The 15,442-nt window shown below is 62.2% G+C and carries 17 protein-coding genes; 8 read left to right on the plus strand and 9 right to left on the minus strand.

The genetic code is table 11. The features are described 5' to 3' along the window. Nucleotides 1-47 precede the first annotated feature (47 nt). Nucleotides 48-734, minus strand: a complete 687-nt coding sequence (gene plsY, locus ABIA96_RS23805; RefSeq protein ID WP_354139572.1) for a glycerol-3-phosphate 1-O-acyltransferase PlsY — start codon at nt 732-734, stop codon at nt 48-50. A gap of 618 nt (nt 735-1,352) precedes the next feature. On the opposite strand from plsY, the gene ABIA96_RS23810 reads away from it, so the two are divergent. Beyond that, entirely contained in the window at nt 1,353-2,234 is an 882-nt protein-coding gene (locus ABIA96_RS23810; RefSeq protein WP_354139481.1) for a serine hydrolase domain-containing protein, read from the plus strand. A 210-nt stretch (nt 2,235-2,444) separates the two neighbouring features. Continuing rightward, nucleotides 2,445-2,861 (plus strand): SRPBCC family protein, encoded by a 417-nt coding sequence (locus tag ABIA96_RS23815; RefSeq protein WP_354139482.1) that lies wholly within the window; start codon nt 2,445-2,447, stop codon nt 2,859-2,861. 111 nt (nt 2,862-2,972) lie between these two features. On the opposite strand, the gene ABIA96_RS23820 is transcribed toward ABIA96_RS23815, so the two are convergent. Continuing rightward, nucleotides 2,973-4,523: a winged helix-turn-helix domain-containing protein gene (locus tag ABIA96_RS23820; protein WP_354139483.1), complete on the minus strand. Its 1,551-nt coding sequence runs from the start codon at nt 4,521-4,523 to the stop codon at nt 2,973-2,975. A 98-nt stretch (nt 4,524-4,621) separates the two neighbouring features. On the opposite strand from ABIA96_RS23820, the gene ABIA96_RS23825 reads away from it, so the two are divergent. Then, entirely contained in the window at nt 4,622-5,101 is a 480-nt protein-coding gene (locus ABIA96_RS23825) for a cupin domain-containing protein (RefSeq protein ID WP_354139484.1), read from the plus strand. 155 nt (nt 5,102-5,256) lie between these two features. Here ABIA96_RS23825 and ABIA96_RS23830 read toward each other — a convergent pair whose 3' ends face one another. From ABIA96_RS23830 to ABIA96_RS23845, 4 genes are all read right to left on the minus strand, one after another. Then, nucleotides 5,257-6,117, minus strand: coding sequence for a L,D-transpeptidase (locus ABIA96_RS23830; protein WP_354139485.1), 861 nt, complete (start codon nt 6,115-6,117; stop codon nt 5,257-5,259). 238 nt (nt 6,118-6,355) lie between these two features. Beyond that, entirely contained in the window at nt 6,356-6,601 is a 246-nt protein-coding gene (locus tag ABIA96_RS23835) for a hypothetical protein (protein WP_354139486.1), read from the minus strand. A gap of 353 nt (nt 6,602-6,954) precedes the next feature. Then, nucleotides 6,955-7,164, minus strand: coding sequence for a hypothetical protein (locus ABIA96_RS23840; RefSeq protein WP_354139487.1), 210 nt, complete (start codon nt 7,162-7,164; stop codon nt 6,955-6,957). Nucleotides 7,165-7,258: 94 nt separating this feature from the next. Beyond that, nucleotides 7,259-8,158, minus strand: coding sequence for a LysR family transcriptional regulator (locus ABIA96_RS23845; RefSeq protein ID WP_354139488.1), 900 nt, complete (start codon nt 8,156-8,158; stop codon nt 7,259-7,261). Between the two features lie 169 nt (nt 8,159-8,327). On the opposite strand from ABIA96_RS23845, the gene ABIA96_RS23850 reads away from it, so the two are divergent. The 3 genes from ABIA96_RS23850 (at nt 8,328) to ABIA96_RS23860 (ending at nt 10,860) form a co-directional block, all read left to right on the plus strand. Continuing rightward, nucleotides 8,328-9,536: an arabinose transporter gene (locus ABIA96_RS23850; protein ID WP_354139489.1), complete on the plus strand. Its 1,209-nt coding sequence runs from the start codon at nt 8,328-8,330 to the stop codon at nt 9,534-9,536. Beyond that, on the plus strand, nt 9,533-10,318 hold the full coding sequence (locus ABIA96_RS23855) for a carboxymuconolactone decarboxylase family protein (protein WP_502918848.1): 786 nt from the start codon (nt 9,533-9,535) through the stop codon (nt 10,316-10,318). The genes ABIA96_RS23850 and ABIA96_RS23855 overlap by 4 nt, the downstream gene beginning before the upstream one ends. A 146-nt stretch (nt 10,319-10,464) precedes the next feature. Continuing rightward, nucleotides 10,465-10,860 carry a (R)-mandelonitrile lyase gene (locus ABIA96_RS23860; protein ID WP_354139573.1) on the plus strand — a complete coding sequence of 132 codons (396 nt, stop codon included), beginning with the start codon at nt 10,465-10,467 and terminating at the stop codon, nt 10,858-10,860. 188 nt (nt 10,861-11,048) lie between these two features. Here ABIA96_RS23860 and ABIA96_RS23865 read toward each other — a convergent pair whose 3' ends face one another. Together ABIA96_RS23865 and ABIA96_RS23870 are read right to left on the minus strand one after the other, a co-directional pair. Continuing rightward, complete coding sequence (locus ABIA96_RS23865) at nt 11,049-11,669, minus strand: DUF992 domain-containing protein (protein WP_354139574.1); 621 nt, start codon at nt 11,667-11,669, stop codon at nt 11,049-11,051. Next, entirely contained in the window at nt 11,551-11,853 is a 303-nt protein-coding gene (locus ABIA96_RS23870) for a glycine zipper domain-containing protein (RefSeq protein WP_354139491.1), read from the minus strand. The genes ABIA96_RS23865 and ABIA96_RS23870 overlap by 119 nt, the downstream gene beginning before the upstream one ends. 1,093 nt (nt 11,854-12,946) lie before the next feature. Between ABIA96_RS23870 and ABIA96_RS23875 the strand changes: the two genes are divergently transcribed. Continuing rightward, nucleotides 12,947-13,117, plus strand: a complete 171-nt coding sequence (locus tag ABIA96_RS23875) for a hypothetical protein (protein ID WP_354139492.1) — start codon at nt 12,947-12,949, stop codon at nt 13,115-13,117. Nucleotides 13,118-13,123: 6 nt separating this feature from the next. Here the strand turns inward: ABIA96_RS23875 and ABIA96_RS23880 are convergent, their stop codons facing one another. After that, nucleotides 13,124-14,671 carry a winged helix-turn-helix domain-containing tetratricopeptide repeat protein gene (locus ABIA96_RS23880; RefSeq protein ID WP_354139493.1) on the minus strand — a complete coding sequence of 516 codons (1,548 nt, stop codon included), beginning with the start codon at nt 14,669-14,671 and terminating at the stop codon, nt 13,124-13,126. Nucleotides 14,672-14,830: 159 nt separating this feature from the next. Here ABIA96_RS23880 and ABIA96_RS23885 point away from each other — a divergent pair, with 159 nt between their 5' ends. Then, nucleotides 14,831-15,049 carry a DUF1127 domain-containing protein gene (locus ABIA96_RS23885; protein WP_354139494.1) on the plus strand — a complete coding sequence of 73 codons (219 nt, stop codon included), beginning with the start codon at nt 14,831-14,833 and terminating at the stop codon, nt 15,047-15,049. Nucleotides 15,050-15,442: the final 393 nt, after the last annotated feature.

The following is a 15,442-nucleotide window of genomic DNA, read 5'->3' on the forward strand; positions in this document are numbered from 1 at the left end:
TCTCGCCACCTTCACGGCCGCGCTTCAGGCGGTGAATTGATCGCGCATCAGACCTGCGCTTCGGCCTTCACGTCCGCGCTACTCTGCCCCAGCCTCGGTTCCGTCCCCGCCAACAGCCGGCGAATGTTGGCGCGATGGCGGATGATCACGTAGAGGCCGCCTGCGATCACCAGAAGCCGATACGGCCACGGGTGCTCGAAACCGCAGACGATGACGATGGCCGTCAACGCCGCGAGCATCGAGCTCAGCGAAACGATCCTGGCAATTGCCAGCATGATGCCGAAGACCGCCGCCGCACCCAGTCCCACCGGCCACGACATTCCGAGCAGCACGCCGAGCCCGGTCGCCGCGGATTTGCCGCCGGTAAAATTCAGCCAGATCGAGCGGCCATGGCCCAGCAGCGCGGCGATTCCGGCGAGGCACACCGCCCACGGCACCCAGACTTGCAGTTCAGCCGCCATCGGCGGCGTCGTGGATAGTTCGGTGATGAGCCAGGGACAGAACCAGCGGCCAACGAAGATGGCGGCCACGCCCTTCAGAACATCGGCGATCAGCACCACCAGCGCAGGCCATTTGCCGAGAGTCCGCAAGACATTCGTGGCGCCGGTGGATCTGGAGCCATGCTCGCGAATGTCGATGCCCCTCAGCAGTTTTCCTGCCAGATAGCCCGAGGGAATCGAGCCGAAGAGATACGCGATCACCAGTCCAACTGTAGCCGCCGTCCAGAGAGCCATCGTCTTGTTTCCAACGGGGGTGTGTTCGGTGTCCGTTAGCGCAGTTTTATCGCCGACTTCGCCTGACTGCCATGGCCAGTATCTTGGAACCATCTTCCCGCTGTAGTAGAAGCGCCTTGGCTCGGGTGAAAGATCATGCGTTGGGCGCTCAGAATCTTCGGCTTCGTCGTCGGCATTTTGGCCTTGGCGATCGTGGGACTGGTCGGCTGGATCGTCATCGCCCGTCAGGACACATTGCAACTCGCTTCCGCCGCTGCGGCGAAGACCGTCTGCTCCAATGTCTTCATGGCCGGGCGCGACGTGGACGCGATCGTGCAGGCTGACCTGCTGGCCCTCGGATATCAGGCCTTCCGTCTGATGAAGATCGACGTCAACGCCGCCGATCACCGCGTCGATGCGGGCTTCTTCGGATTCATTGCCGAGCGTCACGCGCAATATATCGAAGGACGGGGCTGCACCAATGTCCTGAACGAGCAATCCTGGAGTCGCCCCGCCGCGCAGCCACTCCCGCCCAGGGCAAGCGTCGACGCGCTTTGGCCAGCCGGCGAGAAGGTGCAGTTGTCCGACAACGCACGTTTGCAGGCGGCGGTGAACGATCCGGTTCTGCAAGGCCCGGGCATGCGCGCCATCGTCGTCGTCCATGACGGGCGTATCGTCACTGAAGCCTATGGCCAGGGCTTTGCTGCGTCGACGCCCTTGCTGGGCTGGTCGATGACCAAGGCCGTCACGGCGGCCCTGGTCGGCATGGCTATCAAGGACGGCAAGCTGTCGTTCCACCAGAAGCATTTGTTTCCGCAATGGGCGGGCGGCGCCCGCGCGGAGATCTCGATCGCCGATCTCTTGGCCATGACCGGCGGACTGAAATGGAACGAAGATCAGGGGCGGCTCACTGATCCCGGGCGCATGGAATATCTGGTGAGGGATGCGGCGGCTTTCGCGCGCGATCGTGAACTCGCCGCCCCGCCGGGCACGAGATTCAACTATGCCAGCGGCGAATCCGTCCTGCTGACGCGGCTGTGGCAGAACGCGGTTGGCGAGGCGGCTCCGTCTTTCCCGCGCGAGCGTCTGTTCAACCCCTTGGGCATGACCAGCGCCGTGATCGAAGCCGATGAGGCCGGCACGTTTCTCGGCGAAGCCTTCCTCTATGCCACCGCGCACGATTGGGCGCGGTTCGGCGAATTCTTGCGATTGGGCGGCGAATGGAACGGCCGGCAGCTTCTGCCGGCGGGCTTCGTCGACTATATGCGCTCGCCTGTCGCGGTCTCCGATGAGGGCCACGGCCCGGTCTACGGTCGTGGACAGCTTTGGCTGGCCAAAGGCCAGGGGTTCGATCTCCCCGTCGACACCTTCATGATGCAAGGGCATCTCCGCCAGGTGATAGCGATCATTCCCTCGCGCAAACTGGTGATCCTGCGCATGGGAATGACGCGGGAAGATATCGGTTTCAGCAACGCGGGACTGCTGCGCGCAATCGTGGCGGCGTTCCCGGTTCAGCCCTGACCGCGGCTGCTAATTCGCTCCTGGATGGTCGACAGGCGCTCTGACGGCACCTCATTCCACTTTTTACCGCATCGATGGCGCAACCATGTCGGCATGGACTGGTCTCGATCGTCCTTGGGGGACACTTCCTTGACGTGCTGGACATGGACCCCGCACATTTGAAGTGATCTCGTCACCTCGAGCCGTCACAATCGAACTGGAGCAATACCCATGAGGATCACCGTCGAAACCAGCGTCGCAGCCCCCATCGATCAGGTCTGGCGTGCCTATACGACGCCTGCCGACATCGTGAAGTGGAACGCCGCGTCGGACGAATGGCATACGACCAAGGCGACGGTCGACCTGCGCGAGGGCGGCGTGTTCTCGTCGCGCATGGAAGCCAAGGACGGCAGCATGGGTTTTGACTTCGCCGGCACCTACACGACGATCGTCGAGCACAAGCTGATCGAATATGCGTTCGGCGACCGCAAGGCCGAGGTCGAGTTCGTGCCCGGGGCGAAGGGCGTCGTCGTCCGCGTCGTGTTCGATGGCGAGCAGACGCATTCGGTCGAGCAGCAGCAAAGCGGCTGGCAGGCAATCCTCGACAGTTTTGCGCGATACGTCGAAGCGAAGAAGAAGAATTCGTAAGGGCGCGTAGCGGGCGCGACGGAGGCGGAGCCGAATGCTCCTCCTTCCCCGCCGGCGAGCGCCGCCAACGTCTGCCAGGGCCAATGGCCGACCTGTTTGGGTGTCGGCGGATCATTCTGGCAGTCCAGATGCGCGGAGGGCCTTACCTAGTTTCGATGCCAATTCAGGCGCACAATCCACGCCGGCGAGTTGTCCGCTGATGCGAAAGCCGGGCTGCAATTCCAGCACGCAAGCTGCCGCGGCCCTCGCCTCTTCCATACGTCCGAGCGCGGCAAGCGATGCGGCGAGTTGCACCCAGGTGATGCTGTGAGCGGGATTGGCGAGGTTGGATTTGTAAGCGGCGCTGGCTGCCTCGGCGTAGTGATCGCGATTGAAATGACCGAGCGCCTGGGCGTCGTAAGCCGCAAATGCCCAAGGATCGAACGGACTCAAGCGCATGCCGCGCTCGCTCCAATCGATCGCACGCTCCGCTTCGCCCGCCCATCCGGCGACGACGCTGCCGAGGATCCAGGCAAGCGCGGTCGATGGACTTAAGGCAAGCGCCGCTTCGAAGGCAGCGAAAGCTGCCTGGCGGTCGTGCGCGTCCATGCCGAGCGAGAACCCGGCATAGGTAAGCGCCAGCGCATCGTCGCGACCATGCTCGATTGCAAGACGCGCGTGCCGCACCGATGCGAGGCGGTCCTCTTCCTTGAGCCCGGCGCGCAGAAAGCGGTTATGATGGCACATCGCGGCCAGTCCATGGGCGAGGCCGTAGGTGGGTTCGAGACCAAGCGCGCGCGAAAGTTGCGTCAGAGCGGCCGTAGCGCGTTCGGGCATACCGGAATCAACATCCGGTTGCGCACGCAGTACAAGCTCGTAGGCATCGAGACTGTCAGGCCGCTTGCGGCGGATGCGCTCAACCTCGGCGCGGCGCAGGCTCGGCTCGATGGCGCCGACGACGGCGAGAGCGATTTCGTCCTGCAGGGCGAACAAGTCGCCCACGGTGCGGTCGTAGCGTTCGGCCCAGATCTGCGCACCACTTGTGGCGTCGGCGAGATGCGCGTTGATACGGACGCGATCGTCGGCGCGGCGCACGCTGCCCTGCAGGACATAACGCACCCCGAGGTCGCGGCCGACTTGCTCCACGCCGGCGATACGATCACGCCAAACGGAGCTCGAGTTGCGGGCGATTACGAATAGCCACCTGATGCGCGACAGTCCGGTGATGATGTCGTCGACCATGCCGTCGGCAAACCAGGCGGCTTCGCCCGATTGCTCGAACGGCAGCACCGCAATCGAAGGCTTTTCTGGTACAGAAAGCGCGGCCGGTCGAGCGGCGTCGGCCGCATTCGCTTCGACGCGCGTCACCGGCGGGCCAATATAGCGATAGCCGCGACGTGGTAGGGTCTCGATCCAGCCTCCGCCACCTGGCTCGAGTGCGCGGCGAAGCGCCGCAATCTGCACAGTGAGATTGCTATCCTCGACGATGAGCCCGGGCCACGCGGCATCGATCAGCGCGTCCTTGCTGACTGGCACTGCGGCGCGCTCCAGCAGAAGGCGCAGCAGCGCTGTGCCGCGCTGACCAAGCAAGCTTGGGACACCCTCGCAAAGCAGCGCGCCGGTCTCGGCATCGAGGGAAAAGGAGCCGAATCTGTAGGTTGCTGGCGCGGGTTGCTCGGTCATTTCGGTGACATTTTGCAACAGTTTCGGAGATGTTTCACGACCTTTGGATGGTTCACCGGCAGATTCAAGCTCCTAGACCACCAATCGGGAGAGTCATCATGAACCGACAGCCGATCATCCGACGCCCCGGGGAAGGCAAATCCGTCAAACTGGCCGGCCAGCCGATGGGATTTCTGGTCACCGGCAGCGATACCCGGCACACCTCGATGTTCGAGTGGACAGTCCCGCCCGGCTTCTCCACCGGGCTGCATGTCCACCGGGTGCAGGAAGAGACGTTCTATGTACTGGAGGGCGAGTGCGACTGGCAGGTCGGCGACGAACACGTGCGCGCGACTCCTGGCACTTATCTCTTCTTGCCGCCGGGCGTGCCACATAACATCGCCAACGCGTCCGATACCATCGCGCGCGTGCTCATGACAGTGTCTCCGCCCGGCCACGAGCGCTATTTCGAGGAACTCTCCGAGACGGTGGCGCGAGGCGGTGCGGATCCAACGACAATCGCGGAGTTGCGGGCTCGCTATGACACGGATCAGCTATCGGAGCTCAAAAGCAAGGCGACCTCCACCCCAAAGGCCTGAAAACGCAATTGCTGTCGACTCCCGAAATGTCTCGTTTGGGTCAGAGGACTTGAAAGCGACGACTCGAATTGCCGCCTCAGTCCTCAGACCTCAGACCTCAGACCTCAGACCTCAGACCTCAGACCTCAGACCTCAGACCGGGGCTGAGGACCGAGTTACCGGGCCTCGGCGATCCTCGGTCCGGATGACAGCATCTGCGCGTTCGTTGCCGAGGGCCGGTTCGACGGCGATGCCGGGTCCGGCGATCGGAATGCGGCGTCGGGTGGCGCTCCCTGGGATGGACGGCGGGCAGCGGCTGCCGGAAGCACGATCACTTTCGCTCCGACTTTCACCCGCTCATAAAGGTCCGTGACGTCCTCGTTGGTCAGCCGGATACAGCCGGACGAAACCCGCTTCCCGATCGTATCGGGCTTGTTGGTGCCGTGTATTCTATAGTCGGTCTCGCCGAGATACATCGCCCGGGCGCCGAGCGGGTTGGTGGGACCGCCCGCCATGAACCGTGGCAGATAGGGCTGACGCACGAGCATGTCGGCAGGCGGACGCCAATCCGGCCATTCTGTTTTGCGGGCCACCGTCTGCTCACCGGACCATGTGAACCCTTCGCGACCAACGCCAATGCCGTAACGCATCGCCTGCGCGTCGTTCAGAACGAAATAGAGGAATGTGTTTTTGGTATCGATGATCACGGTGCCTGGAGCCTGATGGCTCGCGTAGTCAACCACCTGCCGGACAAATGCTCCGGGACCGTCAGCGGCTTTTGGTGGTTCGACCAGCGGCGCCGGAGCCGAAATCGGAGCCGGAGCTGGCGCTGATGCATGAACTGGAGTTGCCACGTAAACCGGAGATGACGAGGCCTGGGCCTCGTGCACGGACAGCCTCCGCATCGGCTGAACGGCCGCCGGGCGAGACAGCAAACCGTATCCCAATGTGGCGACGGCCACGACGCCAATCGCAACTCTCGCGACCATCGGGAGTGCGAATGTCGCCGCCTTTCCACGTTTGGTCCGCTTACCCATATCTTTCCCCGGATCACATTGCCCGGAAGAGGTACCCAGCAAATTTTAAGAAACCTCGAAGCGATTCCCACTCAGACCGGAACCGTTAAACGTCGTTAACGCCAACTCTTGTTCGGCAACATGAAGGTTGGGAGTTCCACGCGATATCGCCCGCGCGGAGCGGACACGCTGCGCTGCTTCGCGAACGGCTTCGGGGCCAGAAGCGAACGTCGATTGTCGAACCTGCCGAAAGATTCAATCAGCAGCCCCGGCAGATGCCGCTGATCTTCCGATCCACACTGGCATCCTCCTGATCCCGGAGATCCTGCATTCCCGTGGTCGTCGCGGGAACGTCGGCCGCATGCGGCTGGCGGTGGCCGATCGGAGCCGTCCAGGGTCTTGTAGTCGTTTCCCTTCCAGCCACCGACGGATGGAAGGATTGCGCCGACGCGGCGTCGATCGTCGAGACGAGTGCGAGCGCAACCAACAGCTTCGAGGTGATCATCGCGGCCTCCAAATGCCATCCCGCGCGAGATGCGCGGTTCTGACATTCAGATTTGCAACGAGGACCTGTTATTCCTCCCCATAGCGGAGGGAGGGCAATCGCATATGGGAGCGATTCCCCCCGTAGCCATCCTTCGAGACGCCCGCCGTTGGCGGGCCCTCAGGATGAGGACCGAGTGTGCGGCCGTCGTTTCGACCAACTCCAATGCCACTTAGCCTCATCCTGAGGAGACCGCGAAGCGGTCGTCTCGAAGGACGAGGCGCGCGCTGCGATCGCGCAAACTGCCATATGCGATTGCCCTAATAGCGGAGGCGTGATGCCGCGGTCGCGAAGCGTTTTCGAACGACGCCTCGTCAGACCGGCGCTTTCCTGCCGATCAGGCCGAACGCGATCATGACGAGGCTGATGCCGCCGACGGCGCCGGCGACCTCGCCGACCGTCCGCATCAGCGCCGCAGGATCATCGGACCACAGCGTCATGTCGCGCATCGACAGGAAGAACAGCGCAGCCAGCACCAGCAGCACCGTGCCCACCGCAACCAATCGCCAGTTTCGTTGTCGCATGCGAGATGCTCCCCCGCATCGCCCGTGAGCGGGCGAGGCCGTTTACTGTCCACGGGGATAGTGTCGTCCATTCGCGTTCCGGTTCAACGGAGCACTATTTCCCGCGATATCGAAGAGCCTCGACCAGCACCGAAAAGGCGGAGGAAGGCTGCCGCCGGCTGGGATAGTAGAGGTGATAGCCCGAGAATGGCGGACACCAATCCGAAAGCACCCGGATGAGCTGGCCCTTGGAAACGTGCTGCTGCACGTGACCCTCCGTAAGATAGGCAAGGCCCAGGCCCTTGAGGGCCCCGTCGAGGAGAAGGCCAGCGCTGTTGAACACCAACTGTCCCTCCACGCGCACCTTGAGCTCGCGCCCGTTCTTCTCGAACTCCCACGCGTACAGGCTGCCGCCATGAGTCGGCAGGCGGAGGTTGAGGCAGTTGTGGTGCGTCAGATCCTGCGGCGTCTTCGGCCGTTTGCGTTCGGCGAAGTAGGAAGGCGAACCAACCACGGCCATCCGGAGGTCTGGGCTGACCCGCACGGCTATCATGTCCTTGGCGACAAGCTCACCCGGTCGGATGCCGGCATCGACCTGCTGCGCCACGATGTTGGTGAGCCCGTAGTCGATGACGATCTCGACATGGATGTCGGGGTATTTCGGCAGGATCTTGCCGAGGGCAGGCAACAGGATCGCGGCGGCTGCGTACTCCGTCGCCGTCAGGCGAACGGTCCCCGCCGGCTTCTCGCGAAGTTCGCTGAGCGCGGCGAGATCGGCATCCATCTCGCTGAACTTGGGCCCAATGCTGAGGAACAGCCGTTCTCCAGCTTGAGTTGGGGTGACGCTGCGCGTCGTCCGGTTCAAAAGCCGGATGCCGATCCGCTCCTCCAGATTGCGGATGATCTGGCTGAGGGCAGACTGCGTCATGCCGAGTTTCGCGGCGGCACGGGTGAAATTGCGCTCCCGCGCCACGGCAAGGAACGCCAGCAGGTCGCTCGCGTCTTCTCGTTGCATTGATAAGTGGTCCTAATGACTGCATTCAAAATCTATCACCTAATCATGGGCGAACGGAAGGCTTAGGTTCAGACCAGCCGTCCGGCGGCACCGCCGTCTCAAGCAAGAAGGCAAGAGCCGATGACTGAAGCCGTCAAAGATCCCATCAGGCAGGAGCTGTAATCTCCGCATGTCCGCAACAACCATGCAGGAACCCGTCGCGGCCCCGCGCGTCGTAGCCACGCTGCTACCGATCATGGGGGTGGTCTTCGTTGCCTTTCTCGTCATCGGCATCGCGATGCCGGTTCTTCCGCTTCATGTGCACGATGGATTGGGGTTCGGCACCTTCGTCGTCGGCCTCGTCGCCGGCAGTCAGTTCGTGGCTTCGCTGATTTCCCGACCGTGGGCGGGCCACTATTCGGATGGAAGCGGAGCCAAGCGCGCGGTGGTCGTCGGCCTGCTCGCGGCCGCGGCTTCCGGGGTGCTCTATCTGACGTCGCTTGGCTTTGGCGATGCGCCGCTGAAATCGGTCGCGATTCTCCTGCTGGGGCGGGCGTTGCTCGGTGCCGCGGAGAGCTTCATCATCACGGCCGCCGTGAGCTGGGGGCTGGCGCTTGTCGATGTCGGGAGCTCGGGCAAGGTCATCGCCTGGGTGGGCTCCGCAATGTTCGCGGCCTTCGCCATCGGCGCACCAGCGGGGTCCGCTCTCTACGCCGCCTACGGCTTTCCTGCGATCGCGGTCGCCACCGCCGCGGCTCCACTGTTGACGCTGCTGCTCGTCGCGCCCGTTCCGACGGTTTCACCGGTGCAGCACGCCCGTGTCTCGTTCGCCGAAGTGATCGGCGCCGTGTGGGTACCGGGTCTCGGCTCGGCTCTCGGCAGTGTCGGCTTCGGTGCGGTGACCACGTTCGTGGCCCTGCTGTTCGCGAGCCGGGGATGGGACAACGGATGGCTCGCCTACACCGCCTACGCCGTCGCCTTCATTCTGGCGCGGATATTCTTCAGCCATGTCGCCGATGCGATCGGCGGCGCAAAGGTCGCGCTGGTCTGCGCGGTGATCGAAGCCGCCGGCCAGGCCTTGATCTGGCTTGCCGTTCGACCCGAGATGGCCCTGGCGGGCGCCGCGCTCACCGGCTTCGGCTTCTCGCTGGTCTATCCCGGCTTCGGCGTCGAAGCGGTGCGGCGGGTACCGGCGCAGAGCCGCGGCCTTGCCATGGGAGCCTACACCGCCTTTCTCGACCTCGCGCAGGGAGTCGCGAGCCCTGCGCTTGGGTTGATCGCGGTCGGCGCGAGGCTGAACGTCGTGTTTCTCGCCAGCGCCGTGACCGTCCTCGGTGCTGCGCTCGTCGCGTCATGGCTGATGGCGCATCCCGCGACGACCGAAGGAAGCCCGCGATGAGAGTGTTCGCCGCGACCATATTTTCGTTCTGTCTGATCGTGGGCGGCGCTGCCGCCGCGGAACAGGCATCCCCCAAAGGAGCTAGTCACATGCCGACATCAGAAGACATCCGGGCCGTCGCGCCCGCGCTGGAGCAGTATGCGCAGCAATTCGTTCTGGGCGATCTCTGGAAGCGCTCCGGTCTTTCGCCGCGGGACCGCAGCATCGTCACGCTGGCTGCGCTCATCGCCCGCGATCAGACGGTCGAACTGCCGTTCTATCTCGGTCTTGCGCTGGACAGCGGCGTGAAGCCGGCGGAGATCTCCGAGATCATCACGCACCTCGCGTTCTACACCGGCTGGGCGAACGCGATGGACGCGATCCCGGCGGCGAAGGACGTCTTCAACAGCCGCAACATCGGGACCGATCAGCTCCCGCCGGCATCGGGACCGCGGCTACCCCTCGACGAGGCCGCCGAGAAGCAACGCGCGACCCGCGTCGGAGAGCAGTTCGGCGAGATCACGCCAAGCCTCGTCAAGTACACGACGGACGTGCTGTTCCGGGATCTCTGGCTGCGACCGGGCCTTGCTCCGCGTGACCGCAGCCTCGTCACCGTGAGCGCTCTCGTTGCAACCGGACAAGTCGCCCAGATCACCTATCACCTGAACCGTGCGATGGACAACGGATTGACCAGGGAGGAGGCCGGCGAGGTAGTTGGCCATCTCGCCTTCTATGCGGGCTGGCCCAACGCCTTCTCGGCGGCGCCGGTTGTCAAGGACGTCATCGAAAAGCGCCCGCGCTAAGGCAGCAGGGCAATCCCCGCGATGAACCGGGGAACATGATGATCACGCGCAGAGGCGTGCTCGTCGGCGGCGGCGCCGCCGCTACGATCGGAGTTCACCGGACGCGGGCGCTCGCGTCCGAAACACCAAAGGAGTTTTCCATGGACATCGATATCAAGAGAAACGGATCCCGGCCTTCTCAGAAGGGCCCGCAGGACTGGTTCACCGGAACGGTGCGGGTCGATCCGCTGTTTCAGGCGCCGGATCCCGCCCGCGTCGGCGCCGGACAGGTCACCTTCGAACCCGGTGCCCGGACCGCATGGCACACGCATCCGCTCGGGCAGACGCTGATCGTCACCGCCGGGCTCGGTTGGGTGCAGCGTGAAGGCGGTCAGGTCGAGGAAATCCGGCCCGGCGACGTCGTGTGGTTTCCGCCGGGACTCAAGCATTGGCATGGCGCGTCGCCCACGACCGCGATGACGCACATCGCGATACAGGAATCCATCGGCGGCAAGAACGTCGATTGGCTCGATAAGGTCAGCGACGAGCAATACCGCAAGTGAGTCGATAGCCTGACGCGATGTGACGCCGCTGATGTAGCTGGCGCTGCGCAGGAGGTAACGATGAACACAAGGCTGGGCCGAACGGACGCCATCGTGCTCGGCGCGAAGACGAAGTGAGCGGCCATCATTGCCGGATCTGTGACAGCGACTTGCGCATCACACGAGAGTTGTGCCAGGCAGTCATTTCGCTATCGGAGGGTCAGCCGGGCCACCCCAAGCGCCAGATTGACACCAACCTGGCCTTCGACCGACAGTGGCTGCAGCGAAATCGTGCGATGGGATCCGCCGACGAGTACGTTGGCGCCGAGGCCAATACCTAACGACGCATTGCCGCTGGCGCCCACATAGGTTCCTCTCAGCGTCCCGCGCCCGACATGCGAGGTCGGTGCGAACACCCCCCAGAACAATCGTCCCCCGCCGGTGACCCCGACATCGAGGCCAAGCCGGCTCATCGTGCCGCTATAATCATAGTGGCGGCCCGTTGCGTTCGACCTGAAAACGCACCGCAAGTTCTGCCGCGAGCCGAGCACCAAACCCACTCTGGGACCGGTATCGCAAGTTAACCCCCCGACGCGAACAGGTTGTGCTTGCGCGAACGCAGGTCCTGCGAGAGCGACCATGCAACATGAAATGAATGAAAGGCAGATTTTCGACATTGGTCTCTTCCTGTGCGCGGCGGGTTCGAGCAACTCAGCGGCAATATCGGTGCGACACGCGATGAGACCTTCCATTGCGCGAACGATACCAGCAACTACCGTTCCTCCAATAATAACTGTGCCAATGGTGACGCCGGTGGGCACCGGCAACAGCACCCGCGGCAGCTCCTATGGCAGCGCCGCGACGTCCGCCAACGGCACCTCCGATAACCGCACCCCGCAATGCACTCTGGGCGTAGGATTCGGTGGAAGGCAGTATTCCAGCTAGTGAGATCAGAATTAACAACAGCGAAAGTTTTCGCATCTCGACCCTCTTGTCGTTCGTACGGGTCGGCATCCTAGACAACGCCGTTCAGGGGGATAATCAGGTCAATCTGGTGCTGCCGCTCAGGTAAACTACCGAGGCGATAACAGTCCACGCCAGCGGCTGCGGGCCGACGGCCACACACCCGGCGATGATGGCATCATGCAGGTGTTTTGCCCGACGAGTCCTGCCCCGCTTCAGCTGCCAGATCAACGAAGGCGCACGGACGGTGTCCTACAGTCCGAAACCTCTGCTGATGTCCCGCATGAGCCGGAGCGCGGCCTCGGTATTGCGACCGTAGAAGAGCGCTCGATCAAGCTGGGAAAAGATGCCCATTCCGAATAGCGCTATGGCAATGCCTCTAAGCATGGTTGTGGACCGGGTTTGAACGATGCTGTGAAAGTTCATAACGGCCCCAGCCGCAGGATGGGGGCCACAGCCGGGGCCGGCATTCCCATTCCAATGTGCCGCAATCGGCGGTGGGCGGCACTCATCAAGTTAGGCACACAGACGCTAACAAACCATTTTGTTTCGCAGTCACTCCGCGAGGGTCGCGGCCGGTTGTGTGATACTGCGCGCTCCAGGAAGCGGTGAGCAAACTGAGCAGTGGTCGAAATGATCGAGCGCCGCATCATTGGCCAAATGCTCCCAATACTCGGCTTCGGCGAGCAGTTTCCAACTTCGATCAGGATGACGCGCGGCTGTCTGACGGCACAACACTGCCATCGCGCGCAGGCGACCCGCAGTAACCATGTACTCCTCCCATTATTTATTCTTGTTGATTGCAGCCTATTTTCTTTTTTTGCGTCGGAGTCATTACGATTATGACGCTGAACTAATTTTCAGCCACGAAGAGCGCTTCGACTTCGTTACACCTTCAAATCGCGTTTCGTGCACAACTGGTGCAATTGCAAAGGCTGTACCGACGTGCTTCCCCGTACATCTACGGGCGTTGAGCATTCATCGTCGCCGGCATCTACTTCCGATTGTTTCTATGACGCTCAAATTATCAGGCGAGCGCTCGTGAGCGCTAAAGCCATGATGGCGACGATCCGCTAGAACCAACTGGAATTGTGCGGCGTGCAACCGCCGACTTCATTCAGCTTATGAAGCGATCATCGAGCAGTTGGTTGAACGGCTCAGCGAGCTCGAGCTTGGCTTGGTCGCCCGCCGCGCGGCGTGCATCATCCTCGGCTGCACCGAGATCACGATGCTGGGTGCTGCCGACACCTCGGTCGAGACATTCGACACGACGGCCATTCATGCGGAGACCGCGGCGGATTTTGCGATTGGATAGGCCACGTCACTCTGGAACGCCTGCTTTGCGGAGGCCGTCGATATACGACCGAAGTCCCAATAGCTCGCCGGGCGCTACACGTTTGGAAATGCGAAAGTCGGGGTCGAGTTCGAGCAGACTGGCCACTGCCTGCCTTGCCTCTACTTCGCGCTCCCGATGAGCTAGTGCTGACGCAAGGCAGCGATAAGTGAAAGGAAAAAGTGGGTTCTGGCGGGCGGCCTTCTTCGCTGCAGAGATCGCCTCATCGAAGCGACCAAGCCCGATCAGCGCCATGCTCATTCCAGCAAACGTTGCGAAGAGCAACGGGTCGAATGGGCTTAATCGAATGCGGCGCCCAAAGCTGCGGATTGCCTCTTCGGGCTGCCCCGCTGTCAGGTGAGTCCAACCTCGCTCTTCCCATGCGCGGAATGAATTCGGGTTTAATGCGACCGCACGGTCGGCCATCTCTACTGCCGTATCGAAATCGGCAGAAAAGGAAGCCGTTGCGCGGCCAAGCATGCTCAGTGCCAAGGTCGCGTTCCCGTCGATATTGAGCGCGAACCGCAGAAGCCGAAATCCTTCTGCAATTTCCGACTTCGGATCCGCTGCCCATCCCTGGCGCACATTTCGGATATGACATTCGGCCGCAAGGGTAGCGGCAAAGCCGTACCGAGGGTCGATCTCCAATGCACGAGAGGCAAGCCGAAGGCTCTCGTCGGATCCGCCCCGGGTCCATGACTGGAGGTGTTGTGCTCGAAGACAAAGATCATAGGCACTGAGATTGTTTGGCCGACGCGCAGCCAAGTCTATTTCGGTTTGAAGCAATCTCGGCTGAATGGCGGAGACAACATTGACCGCTACCTCGTCCTGCAGCGCAAAAACATCGATCAGATCACCTTCAAATCGATCAGCCCAAAGGTTCGCGCCAGTCATGGCATCAATCAATTGACCGGTAACGCGGACTTTTCCTGCAGCTTTGCGCACACTTCCTTCCAGGACGTAACGAACACCGAGCTCGCGCCCGACGAGTTTGATATCGACGGCCCTGCCCTTGTAAGTAAAGCTGGAATTGCGCGCGATCACGAACAGAGATTTGAACCGCGACAAGGCGGTGATGATCTCGTCCACCATGCCATCCGCAAAATAGTCTTGCTCCGGATCACCGCTCAGATTGGCGAAGGGGAGAACCGCGATCGAGGGCTTGTTGGGGAGCGTGAGCGCCGGCATTATCGAGTTGTCGGTGGTTTCAGCGTCTGCGGGCCCCTGCGCCTCCACCACCGGCGCGACGAAGCGGAAGCCTTTGCGCGGCAATGTTTTGATCAGGCGCTGATCCTCGCCTGTATCTCCGATCACGCTCCGAGCGACATTCAGGCGGGTCGTCAGCGCTGCATCGGACACGCTCCGCCCGTTCCAGATAGCGTCGATGAGATCGCCTTTGCTGACGACGCGCTCCCTGTTGCGGATCAGGTAATCGAGCAGGTCGAATACCTGTGGCGCGACGGAGACGACGTTGGCCCCGCGATGCAGCTCGCGCCGGACCGTGTCGAATGCAAAGTCGTCGAACAGATAGCGCAAGCTGCGAATCCTTCAGTCGCCCCGATTTGCCGGGCTTTGGCGCCGCCTGAAGTGTGAAGAATAAGCCCCGGGTGAGGAAAATGTAAGCCACCAGTTAAGCGCGCTGGAGGATCTTGCGTCAGCTTGGTGTGACGAAACGTCCAGACAGGACACGCCGCAATGAGCACCATCAACGAGATCACCGAGCCCCGATCCGCAAGCGCAAAGCGACAGGTCTATAGTCCTCTCGAAACATATTGGATTGCATTTCAAGAGTGGCGCAAACGCGAAAAGGTGCGCGCCCGGCTGTGGCAACTGACGGACAGCGAGCTTGCGGACATCGGTATCACGCGCGGTGAGATCGATTACGTTGCATCGCACCGGGATATGGACCCGTGAATGATCCGATCCGCCGCAGGAACGTCGCGAAAACCTTTTGGCGACCCGTGATCTAGTTCACCTGCTGTGCCTCTGCGTGTGGCGTAGAAGGATGTTCATGGCAATGATCAACATATGGAGTTCGATCATGCCCATCATATTTGACGTGCTTTACCGCGAATTTCTCCGTGCGCGCCTCGCCGAGATGCGGAAGCAGCTCCTGCTGTGGCCTGGTACCGCTGTAGTTCCCGAGGAGAATTGCGAGGCCGGCCACCCCGACAAAGCTCCTGAGTCCCCGCGGGACTGGGACAGTCACGCGGACAGAAAGCATTCTTGAGATTGGCGAAGTAAAACCAAAAACCGCTTCATTTGGTTTGGGCGCCGCCGATCACACACGCTGCGATGATGCCATCA

Origin of the sequence: Bradyrhizobium sp. LB11.1 (assembly GCF_040549385.1) — a bacterium.
In the GTDB taxonomy this organism is placed as follows: Bacteria; Pseudomonadota; Alphaproteobacteria; order Rhizobiales; family Xanthobacteraceae; genus Bradyrhizobium.